Origin of the sequence: Azonexus hydrophilus, assembly GCF_038368255.1 — a bacterium.
Lineage (GTDB): Bacteria > Pseudomonadota > Gammaproteobacteria > Burkholderiales > Rhodocyclaceae > Azonexus > Azonexus hydrophilus.
Map to the genome: position 1 here is coordinate 887087 of NZ_CP151406.1, position 16610 is coordinate 903696.

Consider the following 16610-nt stretch of genomic DNA (forward strand, 5'->3'; position numbering starts at 1 on the left):
TCAGGCGACCAGTTCTGTTTTGAAACCGATACGCACGGCGCCCCAGTGGCGGCCGTTGATGACGATCGGCATCGACAGGTCGTTGAGGATTTCCCCGGTATCGCGGACATAGGTCTGGAACAGCGAGGATTTCTGGTTCTTGGCCAGCTTCAGGCCGACCGGATCGTTGAAGATGCGCTTGTGCCGGCACTTGGTCAGGTCGACCGCCGGGTCGCCGCTGGGCGGGTTGGAGAACACGCCGTTGTGGGCCGGCGCATAGCCGTTGCTGTCCACCGAGAGTGAATAGACCAGGCCGGGGACATCGACCAGAAGGCGGTCGTAGAGCGCGGTCAATTCCTTGTCGCACTGGCCGTCGTAGGCCGTCGTGTAGCGCTTCGGATTGGAGCCGGGGATGTCCTTGTAGGCCTGGTCGAAGACATTGACGCCGCGGTCGGCCAGCTTCTGCAGGATGCCGGCAACGCTGTCGCGGAATCCTGCGCAACGATCGTGCAGGGTATCGAACATGCTGTTGCCGGTGCGGAAGTCGGCCAGCGTGCATTGCAGATCTTCGGTCGACTCGCGCAGGGTCTTGGCCGACTCCTGGCACTGCTTCATGCGCCCGGAGATATCGACGGAATGGTTGCGGATTTCCTCAACCTCACGGTGGATCGACTGGTTGCTTTCGCGCAGGTTATAGATGGCGCTGGCGATGGTCGACAGTTGTTCTGTCGTGCGCTTGAAGTCGCTGACCATGGTGCCGAGGTCGTTGGCCGAGGTTTCGACGTACTCGTTGGCACGGGTGACCTCGCCGACAATGGTCTGGGTCTTGGCCGAGGTGTCGGAGACCAGGTTGATCATCGATTGCGTGTTCTGGCCGATGACCAGGGTGGCGGTCTTGACCTTTTCCGCCAGTTTGCGCACTTCGTCGGCGACCACGGCAAAGCCGCGGCCGGCCTCGCCGGCGCGGGCGGCCTCGATGGCAGCGTTGAGCGCGAGCAGGTTGGTCTGGTCGGAAATGTCGTTGATCAGCGAGACGATCTCGTTGATCTTCATGGAGCTGGTGTGCAGTTCGCCGACCGTGGTCGAGAAGTGCTCGATGTGCTCGTTGGTCGAGCGCATCGTGGTGGCCACGGCCTCCATCTGCGACAGCGAGCGTTGCGCCAGATCAAGGTTGTTCTGCGTCGACGCCTGGATGGCGTCCGAATTGACCGCCACTTCGCTGACCGCCAGGTTGACCCGGTTGCTCGATTCGAAGATGTCTGCGGCCAGCGCTTCCTGACGGCGAACCGCGTCGCCGGTCAGTTGCACCAGGTGATTCATCCGGGCGGCATCGGCGGCGATGCTGACGCTGCTGCTGCGCGAATGGGTGATCAGCCCGCGGATGCGGGTGAAGAAGCGATTGAGGTTGGCCGAAATGCGCCCCGCCGCATCGCTGCCCTGGGAACCGATGCTATGGGCCAGATCGGCCTGACCGTCCGCGATGGCGGCGATGTCGCGGTCGACCTTGTCCAGTGCCCCGTTGTTTCCGAACCATCCCATATTTGTCTCCTGGTGGTTTTTATTGTCGGAAAAAGTCAGCCCCTATCTTGCCTGCGCTTTCTTAATGGCAGCTTACAGGTGGGGCGTGTTTCAGATACGTTGACGTGCTGCCAGACGGCCGAGGACGAAACCCTTGATCTCGTGGAAGGGGATCGGCTTGCCGAATACCGTGACGTCGGCGGGGATGCCGCGCTGCCGGACTTCGGCGCCGTCGATGGCGCTGACGACGATGATGTCCATCGGGCTCAGGTCGGGCATGGCGCGCAGGCGCTTGATCATCTCGAAACCGTCCATCCCGGGCATCATCAGGTCGGCGATCAGGATGTCGGGCATCTGCTGGCCAACTTGCAGGAGGCCTTCGAAACCGTCGCCGACGATACGCAGCGTGATCGGCAGCTTCCAGCTATCGAAGGTGATCTGATAGAGCTTCTGCAGGGTCGGGTCGTCCTCGGCAATCAGGATGTCGAGCTGTCCGCCTTGCTCGCCGGGTCGGGAGATCTGCTTGCGCCGTTTGGCCAGCAGGTTGTCGACCGAGCTGGCCGGAATGCGGCGGTGGCCGCCGGCAGTTTTCCAGGCGTCGAGAACGCCGTTCTCGACCATGTTCTGGACCGTGCCGAGGGATACGCCGAGGCGCTGGGCGGCTTGCCGGGTACTGAGGAATTCGCTGTCTGCCATTGTCGTCTTTGAAAATTGCAAAACTGCCAAATTGTAACTGAAAGCATTTTCGTTAGGGTGACGAATTGCAGCCTCGCCTGGCAAATTTCGCGTTTTGCCCAAGCGCGGGCTTCGGCTGGCATAATCCGGCGGATGAAAACAAGAGATCAGGCAGGGCGGAGGCGGGGGTGCTGAAGCTGCTGGTGTTCATGCCAGTGCTGGGTGCCTGCCTGCTGGCCGTTTTTCCGGGGCGGGGGCAGCAGTCGCTGTGGCGGCTGGCGCTCGGCTTTGCGCTGGCCTCATTGTTGTTGACCGTGCTGCTCGCCTGGTCTTTCGATCCGCTCGGCGAGGCCGTGCAGATGTACGAGAGCCGGGCCTGGAACGCGCGGCTCGGTTCCTATTTTGCGCTTGGCATCGATGGCATTTCGCTGGCGATGGTGATGCTTACGGCATTTTTGTCCTTGGTGGCAGTTCTCGTGTCGCGCAACATGCCAGGCAGCGGTCGCTTGTATTTTGCCTTGCTGTTCCTGCTCCAGTCGGCGATGTTCGGGGTGTTTACGGCGCGCGACTGGTCGCTGTTCTACGTCTTCTGGGAAGCGACGTTGATCCCCCTGTTCTTCATGATCGACCGCCTGGGCGGCGAGAACCGGCAGCGCGCGGCGCTGAATTTCTTCCTGTATACCCTGGGCGGTTCGGTGTTCATGCTGGTGGCGCTGCTCTTCCTCTACGATGCGGCGCCGGGCCACAGCTTTGCCATGAACGACATGGCCGAAGGCGGGCGGGCGCTGCCGCAGAACATGCAGCTGCTGATCTTCGCCGGGCTGTTCATCGGTTTTGCTGTCAAGATGCCGATCGTGCCGTTGCACGGCTGGCTGCCGCTGGCCCATGTCGAGGCGCCCAGCCCGGTGTCCATCCTGCTTTCCGGCGTGCTGCTCAAGATGGGCGCCTACGGTCTGCTGCGCGCCGCCGAGACGCTGCCCGCCGCCTTTGTCGCCGTTCAGGGCTGGCTGGCCATGCTCGCCCTGCTGAGTCTGCTTTATGGCGCGCTGCTGGCCTGGCGCCAGCAGGACCTGAAGAGCATGGTCGCCTATTCGTCGATTTCGCACATGGGCGTGGTCCTGCTCGGCATTGCCTCGCTCAACCTGAACGGAGTTACCGGCGCGGTCCTGCAGATGGTCGCCCACGGACTGGCTGCTGCCCTGCTGTTCCTGGTCGTCGGCTTGCTCTACCGGCGCACGCATTCCCGTGATCTGGCCGATTACGACGGCCTGCTCGGACGGGCCCCGCGCTTTGCCTTCTTCATCGCCTTCGGCCTGCTGGCGGCCATCGGCCTGCCGGCCAGCGCTGGTTTCATCGCCGAACTGCACGTGCTGGTCGGGGCCTACCAGCGCTGGGGCTTCTGGGTGGTGGCGCTGGGCATCGCCATGCTGGTCGGTGCCGCCTACGGTCTGCGCGTGATCGGCCACCTGCACCGGCCGGCTGCTCCGACCGTGCAGTTGCATGACATGACGCGAACCGAAACGACCGCCGCCGCCTTGCTGGCTGGCGCCATCGTCGCTCTCGGTGTGTGGCCGATGCCGCTGCTCGACCTGGTCGGCAGCAGTACGGCGCGCATCGCCGCCTTGTTTGCAGGAGGCTGATGTGGAACCGTCGATCGAGCAGCGCCTGCACCACTGGATCGAACATCTGGCCCACGTCCTGCCGGCGCAGGCGCCGATTCGCGATTTCGTCCATCACAACACCCTGCACGGCTTCCAGCACCTGCCTTTTGCCGACGCGCTGGCGGCGGCGCAGGCGCTGACCGGCGCCCAGGTCTATTGGCCGGCCCAGCGCTTCGGCGCTGAATACGCCGCCGGCCGTATCGACCGCGATGACCTGTCGGCCGCGCTCGACGATCAGGGGGTGGACGGCCTCGATGACGAGGTCGTCGGCGGACTGAGCCGTCGGCAGATCCTGCTCGCCGAGTTGCTGACCGATGTGCCGGGCGGCGCCGTTCCGGCGCTGGCGGTCTGCCGCCGGCTGCTGGGCGATGCCGCGCCGGTCGACGAAGCCTGGCCCGAGCTTGCCCGCCGCCGCTGGGATGCGCTGCACGCCGGCATCGGCCGGCAGTACAGCCTGCGCGCCTTGCTCCTGCGCCTGTCCGGCGAAGATGTGCTGGAAAGCGTACGTAGCATCCTGCAACGCCATCTGGCTGCTCACCTCGACCTGGGTATGGCCGCCTGGTCGAATCCGGCCGGCGGACGCGGCTTCTTCGCCGCCTGGAAAGCCTCGGCGGCGCTCGACCTGAGCTGGGAGCTCGACGAACTACCGGGGATTCGCGATGAAATCCAGCATCTGCCCGACGAACCCTTGCCCTTGCTGGTCGACGAGCTGCGCGCGCTGTTGCCGGACGAATCCTTGTGGCCCGGCTACCTAGAACGCCTGGCGCTGGAATTGCCCGGTTGGTCCGGCATGTTCCTGTGGCGCGACCAGCATCCTGCGGGCGGCGCCGGCCATCCGGTGAGCATGGCCGATTACCTGGCGGTGCGGGTTTTCCTCGAGCGCCAGTTGTGCGGCGAACTGATCCGCCGCCTGACCGGTGCGCCGCTCGGGCTGGAGGAACTGCATGCCTATTACCATGCCTGCCCCGCCGAATTCCTGGTCCGCGAGGCCTGGCATCTCGCCGTCCTGCCCGAGGATCTGCTGGCCACCGCCAGCGCCTTGTGCGAACAGACGCTCGACGGCCGCGAGGTGCGCGGCTGGGAAGCCCTGGCGCCGCGGGTTGCGGTTTTCCTGCAGGCCGACGAAAGCACTCGCTGGGCGGCCGGTCTGCAGAAGCTGGCCGGGCAACTGGCGCTCGACGAAGCGCGCTTGAACGAACTGGGTCGTGATGCCGTTAATCGCCTGCTCGATGCTGCCCGCCTGTCGCCTCTGCAACGCGGCCAGATCTGGCTGGCTGCCTACGAAGGGCATTACCGGGAAAGCCTGTTCGTCGCGCTGGCGGCCAACGTCGGCCGACAGGCCGCGCCGGCCGCGCCGTCGGCGCAGGTGGTGATGTGCATGGACGATCGCGAGGAAGGCACGCGGCGTCACCTCGAAGAGCTGGCGCCGGATATCGAGACTTTCGGCGCCGCCGGTTTCTTCGGCGTGCCGATGTACTGGCAGGGCGTCGATGACCCGGCGCCGCAGGCCTTGTGCCCGGTGGTGGTGACGCCGGATCGCCTGGTCAGCGAGCAAGTTGCCGCCGGCAGCGAGTCGCTGCTCGCGCGCCACGCGCAACGGCGCGAAATCCGTCTGCAGTGGCGCGAGCGCCTCTACCAGGGCAGCCGGCGGGCACCGCTGGCCGGTCCGCTGCTGACCGCCGCCGCGGCGCTGCCCGGCTTGCTGGCGCTGACGGCGAGCAGTCTTGCGCCGGCCTGGGCGAGTCTGGCCGGAAAGCGCTGGCGGACGCAATTCGACGGCCGGGTGCCGACCGTGGTCGATCCCGGGGTCGGTGACGGGAACATGCCCGGGTTCAGCGATGACGAGCAGGTTGAGCGGGTTGCTGCCTTCCTGCGCACGATCGGCCTGAGCGCCAGTTTTGCGCCGCTGGTCCTGATCCTCGGCCATGGTTCCGGGAGCCGCAACAACCCGCATCTGTCAGCCTACGATTGCGGCGCCTGTTCCGGGCGGCATGGCGGGCCGAATGCCCGGGTACTGGCGGCGATGGCCAACCGGCCGGCGGTGCGTGCCGGTCTGGCGGCGCGCGGCATCGTCATTCCCGACACCTGCCATTTCCTGGCGGCCGAGCACCATACCGGCGACGACAGCATCGAGTGGTACGACCTCGAGCAGGTACCTGCCGCCTTGCAATCGCCTTGCGACACCTTGCTCAAGCAATTGGCCGAGGCCTGCCGCCGGCATGCCGTCGAGCGTTGCCGCCGGCTGGCTTCGGCGCCGTCCCGGCCGTCACCGTGGCAGGCACGGCGTCATGTCGCCGGCCGCGTCGCCGACCTGGCCCAGGCCCGGCCGGAACTGGGGCACGCGACCAACGCCGCAGCCTTCATCGGCCGGCGGACGATGAGCCGGGGCCTGTTCCTCGACCGGCGCGTCTTCCTGATTTCCTACGATCCGGGCAGCGATCGGGACGGCGACATCGTCGAGCGCATCCTGCTCGCCGCCGGCCCGGTCGGCGCCGGCATCGCCCTCGAATACTATTTCTCGACCGTGGACAACGAGCGTTTCGGCTGCGGTTCCAAAGTCACGCACAACCTGACCGGCCTGTTCGGGGTCATGGAAGGCGCCGATTCCGACCTGCGCACGGGGCTGCCCTGGCAGATGGTCGAGATTCACGAACCGATGCGCCTGTTGGTCGTCGTCGAACAGGCGCCGGCGGTGTTGTCGGCCATCCTTGCCCGGCAGCCCGCGCTGCAGGAGCTGGTCGGCAATGCCTGGATCCAGCTGGCCGCGCAGGACCCGGCGACCGGTAGTCTCAGTCGTTACTGCCCGCGTCGTGGTTGGTTGCCGTGGTCCGGGCGGGCCGTGCTGCCGCAGGTGGCGCGTTCGCATGACTGGTTTGCCGGCGAATCCGGCCCCTTGCCGCCGGCGCTGTTGCTGGGAGGTGTCGCATGATCGAAGAATTGCGCGACGTCGCCGACTGGGTCTGGCTGGTGCCGGCCTTGCCGCTGCTCGCTGCCCTGACGACCGGGGCGCGCGTGCTGCTTGGCCGGGCCGCAGGCGATGCCGGCGAGCGCCTGACCGCGCGCCTGACCGAACTGGCGGCGCTGACCGCCTTGCTGCTGCTGGTGCTGATCGATCTGGCGGTGATCTGGCACGGCTGGCCCGGCCAGAAGATTGTCGGCACCTGGTTTGCCGCCGCCCACTGGCAGGGGCGGATTTCCTTCCTGCTCGATGCGCTGTCGTTGCCGGTGGCGACGCTGACGGCGCTGATCGGCTGGCTGGTGGTGCGTTTCTCGGCGACCTATCTGCACCGGGAAAGCGGATTCCAGCGTTACTTCATTGTCCTCGCCATGTTCCTTGGCGGCATCCAGGCCGTGCTGCTGTCGGGTAACGGCCTGCTGCTCTTCCTCGGTTGGGAAATGTGCGGGATCGCGTCCTTCCTGCTCATCGCCCATGCCTGGCAGCGCCCGGTGGCCACCGGCAACGCCCTGTTCGCCTTCGTCACCAACCGTGCCGGCGACGCCGGGCTGTTGTTCTCGCTCGGTCTGGCCGCCTACTGGGTCGGCAGTTTCGAATGGCCGGCACTGTTGGCCGCCAGCTTGCCATTGGTCGACCTGCGTGTGCTGGTGCTGGGCTTTGCTGTCGCCGCCCTGGCCAAATCGGCGCAACTGCCGTTCACGCCGTGGATCGCCAGGGCGCTGGAAGGGCCGACGCCGTCGTCGGCGATTTTCTACGGTTCGGTGATGGTGCATGCCGGGGTGTTCCTGCTGTTGCGCCTGGAGCCGCTGTTGTTCCATCTGCCCGACGTGCTCGCCGGCTTGTTGCTGATCGGAACGCTGACTGCCGTCTATGCCTGGCTGTGCGGGCTGGTTCAGACCGACGTCAAATCGGCGCTGATTTACGCCACGGTTTTCCAGGTCAGCCTGATGCTCGTCGCCATCGGCCTGGGCTGGACGACGCTGGCGACCATCCATCTGTGCCTGCACGCCGCCTGGCGCAGCTGGCAATTCCTGCTGGCACCGTCGTGGCTGCAACTGACCCGCGACCGGCCGGCGCCGCCGCCGGCCTGGCTGGTCGGCCGGCAAGCGATCTATACCGCGGCGCTGCAGCGCCTGTGGCTGGACAAGCTGGGCGTTACCCTGCTGGCCGGGCCGACGACGGCGATTGCCCGCGACGTGCGGGCGCTGGAAGAGAGCTTCATCGACCGCGCCATCGGCGAGCCGGGTAAAGGCCGCAGCATCGATCCCGAACGGCCGCTGGTCTGTGCCGACGGCTTGCCCGGGCGCCTGCTGGCGGCACTTTCCCTCCTCCTGCAGCGGATCGAGAATCGCCTCTTGCTGCGCGGGCGCGGCGGTGCCGCCGAACGCATGTTGCGCGAGGCCGGGCGCTGGCTGCAGACGCTGGAAGCGCTGCTCGAACAGCCGCGTTATCTGATGATGGCCGTGATGGCCACCTTCGTGGTGATCCTGTGATGAACGGCGAAATCTTCTGGTACCAACAGACGGCAGTGCCGCTGCTGGCGCTGGTGCAATTGCTGCCGTTGCTCGGCGCCGCAGTGGTGCTGGCGCTGGGCGAACGGCCCTTGGCGGTGCTTGCCGGCAAGCTGTTTGCCGCCGGCGAGCTGCTGCTGGTGGCTTTTACCGCCAGCCGCGTCGACGCCGCGCTGGCTTTCCAGTTGGCCGAACGTATCGATCTGCTCGGCTACCACGTGGCCATCGACGGCATTGCCGTGATGTTCCTGCTGCTGACCGCCTTGTTGACCTTGCTGATGACCTTGTACGGCATGAGTCGCGGGATGATTTCGCCGGGGCGCCTGTTCGCCGTACTGCTGCTGGCCGAGGCCGGGCTGGTCGGGATGCTGCTGACGCTGAACATTGCCTGGTTCGCTTTTTTCTCGGCGCTGGAGCTATGGGCGGTGGTCTACCTGTTGCGTCGCTGGGCCTCGTCGCGGGCCGAAACGCAGGCGCTGGCGCGCTTCGTTCAGTACCAGGGCTTCGGTCTGGCGCTGTTCGTCGCCGGTTGTTTCGTGCTCGGCTGGGGGTACGCCGAGGTGACCGGCGGGCGCTGGAGTTTCGACCTGTTCGACCTGACCGGCACGCTGCCGGCCGGCAAGTTCCAGACGGCCGCCTTCTACCTGCTGTTCTACGGTCTGGCCGTGCGCACGCCGCTGTTCCCGCTGCACGGCTGGCTACCGAACATGGCCCAGCACGGCCTGATCGCGGTGGCGCCGGCCTTGATGGTCGGGGTCAAGGTCGGGGTCTTCGGCATGGCCCGTTTCGTTCTGCCGCTGACCCCGGATGCCGTGCTCGACTGGCAAGCCTACGTGGTCGGTTTTGCCATGGCCGGGGTTTTCTTCACGGCGGCGCTTGCCTTCCTGCAGACCAATCTGCGCCGGCTGCTGGCTTTTGCCGTGGTCAGCCATACCAGCCTGCTGGTGATCGGGCTGTTCAGTCTGCACGCGGCCGGCATTCAGGGGGCGATGCTGCTGGCGGCCAATTTCGGTCTGGCGGTGACTGGCATGTGGTTCATCGTCGGCTTCGTTTTCCGCCGTACCGGAACGACCGAACTCGGCGAGTTGTCCGGCCTGTTCGAGCGTATTCCCTTCCTGGCCATCGCCTTCCTGATCTTCGGCCTGGCCATCGTCGGCATGCCGGGAACGCCAGGTTTCGACGCCGCCCACCTGGTGCTTGAAGCTTCGATTGCCCGTTTCGGCGCCTTGCCGACGGTGGCCACGGCGCTCGGTAACGTCGCTGCCGCCGGTTTCCTCCTGTGGGGTTTTCAGAAAGCTTTCCTGTCGCAGGAAAAGAGCGGCAGCCATGACGTGGACCGGACGCAGCCGATGGAATACGCGGTCTGCGGTCTGGCCGTGGCGGCCTTGCTGGCCATCGGTTTCTTCGCCGAGCCCTGGCTGCAATTGACCGATGCGGCGAGCCAGGCGGTGGCCGGGAGATTCGCCCGATGAGCCTGCCGCTGCTGACCCTGATCGTGCTTCTGCCGCTGTTATCGGCCTTGGTGGTTTTCCTGCTGCCGGCACGCCTGGCGCGCCGGGTCGCCTTGCTGGCGATGGCGGTGGTGCTGTTGTTGACCACCTGGCTGCTGTTTTCCTTCGACCCCGGCGGGCCGCGCTTCCAGTTTGCCGAGCGGCAGCCGTGGCTGCCCGGCCTCGGCATTCACTGGTCGCTGGCAGTCGATGGTCTATCGGTGCTCTTCCTGCCGGCGACGGCATTACTGTTCCTGGGCGTGCTGGCGGTCTCCTGGCAATCGGCCGAGGACGCGCCGCGCCTGTTTCACGGCCTGTTGCTGGCGTTGCAGTCGGCGACACTGGGCATCTTCTGCGCGGTGGACCTGATCCTGTTCTTTGTCTTCTGGGAGCTCAGCCTGGTTCCGGTCTATTTCCTGCTGGCGCGTCGCGGCGTGACCGTCGATGCGCCGCGAGTGGCCGCCCGTTACGTGCTGATCATGCTGGCCGGTGGTTTTCCGCTGCTGCTGGCCTTCATCATGCTGGGCAGCCAGGCCGGCAGTTTCGAGTTGGGCGTGCTGCTCGAACAGCCGCCGGCGCTCGATACGCAGCGCGTCGTGCTGGTCCTGCTGCTGTTTTCCTTTGCCTTCAAGGTGCCGCTGGTGCCCTTGCATACCTGGCTGCCACAGTTTGCGCTGGCGGCGCCGGGAACGCTGACGGCGCTGTTGCTGGGCCTCAAGGTCGGCGGTTTTGCGCTGGTTCGCCTGGCCATCCCGCTGGCCCCGGATGCCGCGCAGGAATGGCACTGGCTGCTGGCCGGGCTGGGGACGGTGACGCTGCTGTACGGCGCGGTCGGCATCCTGGCCCACAGCAATCTACGGGTTGGCCTGGCCTACGCCAGCATCTGCCATGTCGGGCTGGCCACGCTCGGCTTGTCCACCCTGTCGGCGCAGGGCGTGCAGGGAGCGGTGTCGCTGCTGCTCAGTTTTTCGGTGGCGACCGGTGGTGCGCTGCTGCTGCTCGAATGCCTGCGCCTGCGGACCGGTTCGACCGACGTGCAGGCGCTCGGCGGGGTGGCCAAAACCATGCCATTGCTGGCGGCCGGTGTCCTGATCTGCGGCTTGGCCGGCGTCGGCATGCCGGGAACCAGCAGTTTCCCGGGCGAGTTCCTGCTCATCCTGGCGGCGCTCGACCGTTACACCGGCGCCGGCATGGCCGCGCTGTTCGGCCTGGCGATTGCCGCCGGGGCTTTCCTGGCGTTGTACCGCAAGGCCTTCTACGGGCCGGCCAGCCGGCCGGCGGTGCTGGCCGCCGGCGATCTGGTGTGGCGTGAATGGCTGGTGCTGATTGCCTTGATCGCGATGATCGTCGGTATCGGCATCTACCCGGCGCCGTGGCTGGATATCGTGCGGCCGGCAGCGGAAGCCTGGGCTGCCGCCATCGCTGCCTGAGCATGACGATGCGCAAGGAGCAGAGCGGGGTGCCGAGGTGTCGGGATTGCCGGCACTACTACATCACCTTCGACCGGAATTTCCCCTACGGTTGCCGCGAGCTCGGTTTCAAGAGCGCGCGCGAACCGATGCGCGACGTCATCGAATCGTCGGGCGAGGTCTGCCTGTACTACTTGCCGGACAAGTCACGGCCGCCGCGTTGATCAGGCTTTCTTGACGAATTCCGACTTCAACTGCATGGCGCCGATGCCGTCGATCTTGCAGTCGATGTCGTGATCGCCGTCGACCAGGCGGATGTTGCGGACCTTGGTACCGACCTTGACCACCGAGGACGAGCCCTTGATCTTCAGGTCCTTGATCACGGTGACGCTGTCGCCGTCCTTCAGTTCGTTGCCGTTGGCGTCACGCCAGACCTTGCTTTTCTCGACCTCGGCGACCGGGGTGTCCTTGCTCCACTCGTGGGCGCATTCGGGGCAGATGTAGAGCGGGCCGTCCTCGTAGGTGAAGGCGGAGTTGCATTGGGGGCAGTTGGGCAATTGGCTCATGGTTCTCTCAATAATCCTCGTCGTGGCTGCCCATCAGATTGGGCAGCAGGTCGCGGGCGCGCTGCATGGCGTGTTCGATATCCACGCCGACGTTGGCCGGGCCGACCGCATCAATGAAGCCGGAGCGCTGCAGCAGCGATCCGGGTTGGGCGTTGAGGCCGCACAGCATCAGCGTGCAGCCGCGTTTTTCCAGCTTGTCGCGCAGATTTTCCAGGCCTTCGAGGCCGGTCGTGTCGAGCTGGACCAGGCGGGTCATGTCGAGGATGACGATTTCCGGGTGGCCGGCGCGCGGGTCGAGCAATTCCTCCAGCTTGTTGACCGCGCCGAAGAACAGCGAGCCGAACATCTGCCACGCGGCAACGCGCAGCGTGCCGTCGGGATAGAGCAGTTCGGGGTCCTGAGCGGCTTCGTCGAGCGGCAGGCGCTCGATGCGGGTCAGTTCCGACATGCGGTAGATGAAGAACAGGCAGGCCAGCACCATGCCCAGTTCGACGGCGATGGTCAGGTCGAAGAGCACGGTGACGAAGAAGGTGGCCAGCAGGATGATCCGGTAATTCCACGAATAGCGGCGCAGTTCCTTGAACTCGTGCCATTCGCCCATGTTGATGGCGACCACCATGACGATGGCCGACAGCGTTGCCAGCGGCACGTAGGCGGCCAGCGGCGCGGCGATCAGGACGATGCCGAGCAGGGTGATGGCGTGAATGATGCCGGCGATCGGGGTGCGACCGCCCGCCTTGACGTTGGTCGAGGTCCGGGCGATCGCGCCGGTGGCGGCAAAGCCGCCGAACAGCGGGGCGGCGACGTTGGCCAGGCCCTGTGCGACGAGTTCCTGGTTGGGGTCGTGGCGGTCGTCGATCTGGCTGTCGGCGACGCGTGCCGACAACAGCGACTCGATGGCGCCGAGCAGGGCGATGGTGATCGCCGGCGAGATCAGCTTGCCGAAATCGTGGATCGACAGGTCGGGCAGGCCGAAGCTGGGCAGGTCCTGCGGGATGCCGCCGAAACGGCTGCCGATGGTTTCCACCGGCAGGTCGAGGGCGAAGGCGACCAGGGTGCCGACGACGAGCACGGCGAGCGGGCCGGGGGCGCGGCGCAGCAGCGCAAAACGCTGGGCCAGGCGGTTGTAGGAGAGCAGGAAAATGAAACAACTGACCGACAGCGCCACGGTCGGCAGATCGACGGTGTGCGCATGCGCGGCCAGCACCTTGATCCGGGCGAAGAATTCGGCCGGCAGACTGGCGATCGACAGGCCGAAGAAATCCTTGATCTGGGCCAGGAAGATGACCACGGCGATGCCGTTGGTGAAGCCGATGACGACGGTCAGTGGAATGAAGCGGATCAACTGGCCCATGCGCGTCAGTCCCATGGCCAGCAGCATGATACCGGCGAGCATGGTAGCGCCGAGCAGGTTGCCGAAACCATGGGCGACGACGATGCCGTAGACGATGGGGATGAAGGCGCCGGTCGGGCCACCGATCTGGACGCGCGAACCGCCCAGCAGCGAAATGATCAGGCCGGCGACGATGGCCGTCCAGATGCCGGCCGTCGGCGATACGCCGGAAGCGATGGCAAAGGCCATGGCCAGCGGCAACGCCAGCACGCCGACGGTGATGCCCGAGCCCAGGTCCTTGCCGAACTGGTTGCGATCATAGCCAGGCAGGCAGTCCAGCAGCTTGGGGCGAAAGGCGATTTTCATGACGCGCGCTCATGGGGCGAAGCGCTGCATTATATGGTTATCAGATTAATCGTCAATGTTAATCGTATGTTAATATTTTGCGATCAAATCACAACAAGAGAGCATCATGGAGAAACGCACTGCCCGGCTGACGCTGCTGATCGATCCGCGCAAGAAGGGGCTATTCGAGGAAATCTGCGCTGAGCAGGACCTGACGCCGTCGCAGGTCGTGCGCCGGCTGATTCGTCAATACATCATCGATAACGCTGGCGAGCGCGAATTGCCCGACTGGTTGCGCCCTGGCGGGCGCAGCGACTAGTTGTCGCGCGGCGGCGCCAGCTGACCCAGGGTCTGCAGGATCCGGGTCATGGCCCAGGCGATCACCGCCAGTCCACCGGCGGCGCTGGCGAATGCTTCCGCATTGGAGGCCGGGAAGTGCTCAAGCAGGGTCCCGGGCCCGCCGGCAAACCAGGCAACGCCCAGCGTCAGGCAGAGGAAGCCGAACAGGTCGGCAGCCAGATAGGCAAGCAATCGGGGCAGGAGTTTGGCTTTGCTGTTTTCGGTCATCGGAAAAGGCCTGAAAAAAGTCTTGTAAATGACTTGACATTGCGCGCACTTGAGCAACGACTTATGCACAGTTTGCCGGCTTGTCGATAGCATCCGTGCTGGCTGGCTGTTGAATTTGTCAGTTTGCTGGCGATTGCTTACAATTCGTTTTTAATCAATGACTTGTGATTGTGCGCAAGTTTTGCGCAGGGTAAGGAAAATCCTTGTACAACGGTAGCTTAGCGCTTTGTTCATCGATTGATTCACAGACTTATCCACAGCTTTTGTGGATAGATTCAAAACCCTTTTCTGCCGACCGATATTGCCCGGTTTACTTAAAGTAAAGCTTTAACTTCGGGCCGGAATTGTTGCGCTGCAGCAGACAAGAGGCCGCTGTTGCAGCCCCTTGTCGGTGCGCAAATTATTTCACGCGCATGCCGGGTTGGGCACCGCTGTCGGGCGACAGCAGATAGAGGCCCGGGGTCTTAGCGTCGAGGTCGGAGGCGGCCAGCACCATGCCTTCGGAGAGGCCGAACTTCATCTTGCGCGGCGCCAGGTTGGCGACCATCACGGTCAGACGGCCGACCAGTTGCGCCGGGTCGTAGGCTGCCTTGATGCCGGCGAAGACGTTGCGCATGTTTTCTTCGCCGATGTCCAGGGTCAGACGGACCAGCTTGTCGGCGCCGTCCACGTGCTCGGCATTGACGATCTTGGCGATGCGCAGGTCGACCTTCATGAAGTCGTCGATGGTGCACAGGCCGTCGGTGCCAGCCGGGGCTTCCTTCTTTTCCGCTGTCTTGGCGGCCGGTTTGGCCGGCGCTTCGGCGGTGGCCGGGGCCAGCGACTGCTTGTTGGCTTCGATCAGCGCCTCGATCTGCTTGCCGTCGACGCGCGTCATCAGGTGGCTGTAGGCGTTGATTGCGTGGCCGCCGGCGAGCAGCGTGCCGGCGTCGGCCCAGCTCAGCGGCGCCAGGTTCATGAAGGCCTCGACCTTGGCGGCGGTGGCCGGCAGCACCGGCTTCAGGAGTACGGTGAGCAGGCGGAACAGGTTGAGCGCGTTCGAGCAGGCGGCGTGCAGTTCGCTGTCCTTGCCTTCCTGCTTGGCCAGCTCCCACGGCTTGACGCTGTCGACGTACTGGTTGGCGCCGTCGGTCAGGGCCATGATCTCGCGGATCGCCTTGCTGAATTCGCGCGCTTCGAACAGTTCGGCAACGCGCGGCGCCGCGTCGCGGATGGCGCGGATCGCCGGCAGGTTGTCGTCGGCCGGCGCCAGTTGGCCGTTGAAACGCTTCGCGATGAAGCCGGCGGCGCGGCTGGCGATGTTGACGTACTTGCCGACCAGGTCCGAATTGACGCGGGCGACGAAGTCGTCGAAGCTGAGGTCGATGTCTTCCATCGTGTTCGACAGCTTGGCGGCGAAGTAGTAGCGCAGCCATTCCGGGTTCATGCCGCTGTTGAGGAAGCTTTCGGCGGTGATGAAGGTGCCGCGCGATTTCGACATCTTGGCGCCGTCGACGGTGAGGAAACCGTGCGCGAAGATCTTGGTCGGCGTGCGGTAGCCGGCGTGCTGCAGCTCGGCCGGCCAGAACAGCGCGTGGAAGTAGAGGATGTCCTTGCCGATGAAGTGGTAGAGCTCGGTCGACGAGTCCTTCTTGAAGAACTCGTCGAAATCGAGGCCCTTCTGCGCGCACAGGTTGCGGAACGAACCCATGTAGCCGATCGGCGCATCCAGCCAGACGTAGAAGTACTTGCCCGGCGCGTCAGGAATCTCGAAGCCGAAGTAAGGCGCGTCGCGTGAGATGTCCCAGTCGGACAGCTTGTTGTCGCCGGGGGCGCCCAGCCATTCCTGCATCTTGTTGGCGGCTTCCGCCTGGAGCACGCCGCTGCTGGTGTATTCGCGCAGGAAGGCCTCGCAGCGCGGGTCGGAGAGCTTGAAGAAATAGTGGTCGGAATGACGCAGTTCCGGTTTGGCGCCGGAGACGGCCGAGAACGGCTCGATCAGGTCGGTCGGCGCGTAGGCGGCGCCGCAGACCTCGCAGTTGTCGCCGTACTGGTCCTTGGCGTGGCACTTCGGGCACTCGCCCTTGATGAAGCGGTCAGGCAGGAACATCTGCTTGACCGGGTCATAATATTGCTCGATCGAACGCACCTCGATCAGGCCGGCGGCCTTGAGCTTGCCGTAAATGTCGTTGGCGCAGTCGCGGGTTTCCGGCGAGTGCGTGCTGTAGTAATTGTCGAAGCCGACCAGGAAGCCGGCGAAGTCCCGCGAATGCTCGCCATGGACGCGGGCGATCAGTTGTTCCGGCGTGATCCCCTCTTTTTCTGCGCGGAGCATGATCGGCGTGCCGTGCGTGTCATCGGCGCAGACGTACCAGCATTCGTTGCCGGACATCTTCTGGAAACGCACCCAGATGTCGGTCTGGATGTATTCGACGAGGTGGCCGAGGTGGATGGCCCCGTTGGCGTAGGGCAGGGCGGAGGTGACAAGGATCTTGCGCGACATGGGCGAATTTCGTTGGGCAAAACCGTAATTCTAACGCGCCCTGGGCAAAACCCCGGTGTGTTGGAAAAGGTACGGGTTTGTATGGGCTGAGTAAAAACCGACTTATGCCGGTTGATAT

General features: G+C 65.0%; 13 protein-coding genes. 7 read left to right on the forward strand and 6 right to left on the reverse strand.

Features of this window, described 5'->3' with window-relative positions; genetic code table 11:
* Together AADV58_RS04275 and AADV58_RS04280 are read right to left on the reverse strand one after the other, a co-directional pair.
* The gene (locus tag AADV58_RS04275) at positions 1-1518 is read right to left on the reverse strand and encodes a methyl-accepting chemotaxis protein (protein ID WP_341744175.1); all 1518 of its coding nucleotides are present in this window, start codon (positions 1516-1518) and stop codon (positions 1-3) included.
* A 90-nt stretch (positions 1519-1608) separates the two neighbouring features.
* A complete protein-coding gene (locus AADV58_RS04280) occupies positions 1609-2193 on the reverse strand; it encodes a response regulator (protein WP_043421180.1) in 585 nt (194 codons plus the stop codon).
* 167 nt (positions 2194-2360) lie between these two features.
* Here AADV58_RS04280 and AADV58_RS04285 point away from each other — a divergent pair, with 167 nt between their 5' ends.
* The 6 genes from AADV58_RS04285 to AADV58_RS04310 are packed head-to-tail and all read left to right on the forward strand — an operon-like array spanning position 2361 to position 11423.
* Positions 2361-3812 carry a complex I subunit 4 family protein gene (locus AADV58_RS04285; RefSeq protein ID WP_028994887.1) on the forward strand — a complete coding sequence of 484 codons (1452 nt, stop codon included), beginning with the start codon at positions 2361-2363 and terminating at the stop codon, positions 3810-3812.
* Between the two features lies 1 nt (position 3813).
* A complete protein-coding gene (locus AADV58_RS04290) occupies positions 3814-6762 on the forward strand; it encodes a DUF2309 domain-containing protein (protein WP_051295361.1) in 2949 nt (982 codons plus the stop codon).
* A complete protein-coding gene (locus AADV58_RS04295; RefSeq protein WP_028994889.1) occupies positions 6759-8282 on the forward strand; it encodes a proton-conducting transporter membrane subunit in 1524 nt (507 codons plus the stop codon). The genes AADV58_RS04290 and AADV58_RS04295 overlap by 4 nt, the downstream gene beginning before the upstream one ends.
* Positions 8282-9772 carry a complex I subunit 4 family protein gene (locus tag AADV58_RS04300; RefSeq protein WP_028994890.1) on the forward strand — a complete coding sequence of 497 codons (1491 nt, stop codon included), beginning with the start codon at positions 8282-8284 and terminating at the stop codon, positions 9770-9772. Before AADV58_RS04295 ends, AADV58_RS04300 begins: the two co-directional genes overlap by 1 nt.
* Positions 9769-11220, forward strand: a complete 1452-nt coding sequence (locus AADV58_RS04305; protein WP_028994891.1) for a complex I subunit 4 family protein — start codon at positions 9769-9771, stop codon at positions 11218-11220. Before AADV58_RS04300 ends, AADV58_RS04305 begins: the two co-directional genes overlap by 4 nt.
* A 2-nt stretch (positions 11221-11222) precedes the next feature.
* Positions 11223-11423, forward strand: a complete 201-nt coding sequence (locus AADV58_RS04310) for a hypothetical protein (RefSeq protein ID WP_028994892.1) — start codon at positions 11223-11225, stop codon at positions 11421-11423.
* On the opposite strand, the gene AADV58_RS04315 is transcribed toward AADV58_RS04310, so the two are convergent.
* The gene (locus AADV58_RS04315; protein ID WP_028994893.1) at positions 11424-11765 is read right to left on the reverse strand and encodes a zinc ribbon domain-containing protein YjdM; all 342 of its coding nucleotides are present in this window, start codon (positions 11763-11765) and stop codon (positions 11424-11426) included.
* A gap of 7 nt (positions 11766-11772) precedes the next feature.
* On the reverse strand, positions 11773-13464 hold the full coding sequence (locus AADV58_RS04320) for a SulP family inorganic anion transporter (RefSeq protein ID WP_028994894.1): 1692 nt from the start codon (positions 13462-13464) through the stop codon (positions 11773-11775).
* A 106-nt stretch (positions 13465-13570) separates the two neighbouring features.
* On the opposite strand from AADV58_RS04320, the gene AADV58_RS04325 reads away from it, so the two are divergent.
* Positions 13571-13762, forward strand: coding sequence for a hypothetical protein (locus AADV58_RS04325; RefSeq protein ID WP_043421182.1), 192 nt, complete (start codon positions 13571-13573; stop codon positions 13760-13762).
* Here the strand turns inward: AADV58_RS04325 and AADV58_RS04330 are convergent.
* Together AADV58_RS04330 and metG are read right to left on the reverse strand one after the other, a co-directional pair.
* Entirely contained in the window at positions 13759-14010 is a 252-nt protein-coding gene (locus tag AADV58_RS04330; protein ID WP_028994896.1) for a hypothetical protein, read from the reverse strand. The two genes, AADV58_RS04325 and AADV58_RS04330, sit on opposite strands and share 4 nt — an antisense overlap.
* Before the next feature lie 400 nt (positions 14011-14410).
* Positions 14411-16492, reverse strand: coding sequence for a methionine--tRNA ligase (gene metG / locus AADV58_RS04335; protein ID WP_028994897.1), 2082 nt, complete (start codon positions 16490-16492; stop codon positions 14411-14413).
* Positions 16493-16610 lie beyond the last annotated feature (118 nt).

Coding starts and splice junctions, on each gene's coding strand:
- AADV58_RS04275 (WP_341744175.1), bottom strand. CDS start 1,518: ATGGGATGGTTCGGAAACAACGGGGCACTGGACAAGGTCGACCGCGAC.
- AADV58_RS04280 (WP_043421180.1), bottom strand. CDS start 2,193: ATGGCAGACAGCGAATTCCTCAGTACCCGGCAAGCCGCCCAGCGCCTC.
- AADV58_RS04295 (WP_028994889.1), top strand. CDS start 6,759: ATGATCGAAGAATTGCGCGACGTCGCCGACTGGGTCTGGCTGGTGCCG.
- AADV58_RS04300 (WP_028994890.1), top strand. CDS start 8,282: ATGAACGGCGAAATCTTCTGGTACCAACAGACGGCAGTGCCGCTGCTG.
- AADV58_RS04305 (WP_028994891.1), top strand. CDS start 9,769: ATGAGCCTGCCGCTGCTGACCCTGATCGTGCTTCTGCCGCTGTTATCG.
- AADV58_RS04310 (WP_028994892.1), top strand. CDS start 11,223: ATGACGATGCGCAAGGAGCAGAGCGGGGTGCCGAGGTGTCGGGATTGC.
- AADV58_RS04315 (WP_028994893.1), bottom strand. CDS start 11,765: ATGAGCCAATTGCCCAACTGCCCCCAATGCAACTCCGCCTTCACCTAC.
- AADV58_RS04320 (WP_028994894.1), bottom strand. CDS start 13,464: ATGAAAATCGCCTTTCGCCCCAAGCTGCTGGACTGCCTGCCTGGCTAT.
- AADV58_RS04325 (WP_043421182.1), top strand. CDS start 13,571: ATGGAGAAACGCACTGCCCGGCTGACGCTGCTGATCGATCCGCGCAAG.
- AADV58_RS04330 (WP_028994896.1), bottom strand. CDS start 14,010: ATGACCGAAAACAGCAAAGCCAAACTCCTGCCCCGATTGCTTGCCTAT.
- metG (WP_028994897.1), bottom strand. CDS start 16,492: ATGTCGCGCAAGATCCTTGTCACCTCCGCCCTGCCCTACGCCAACGGG.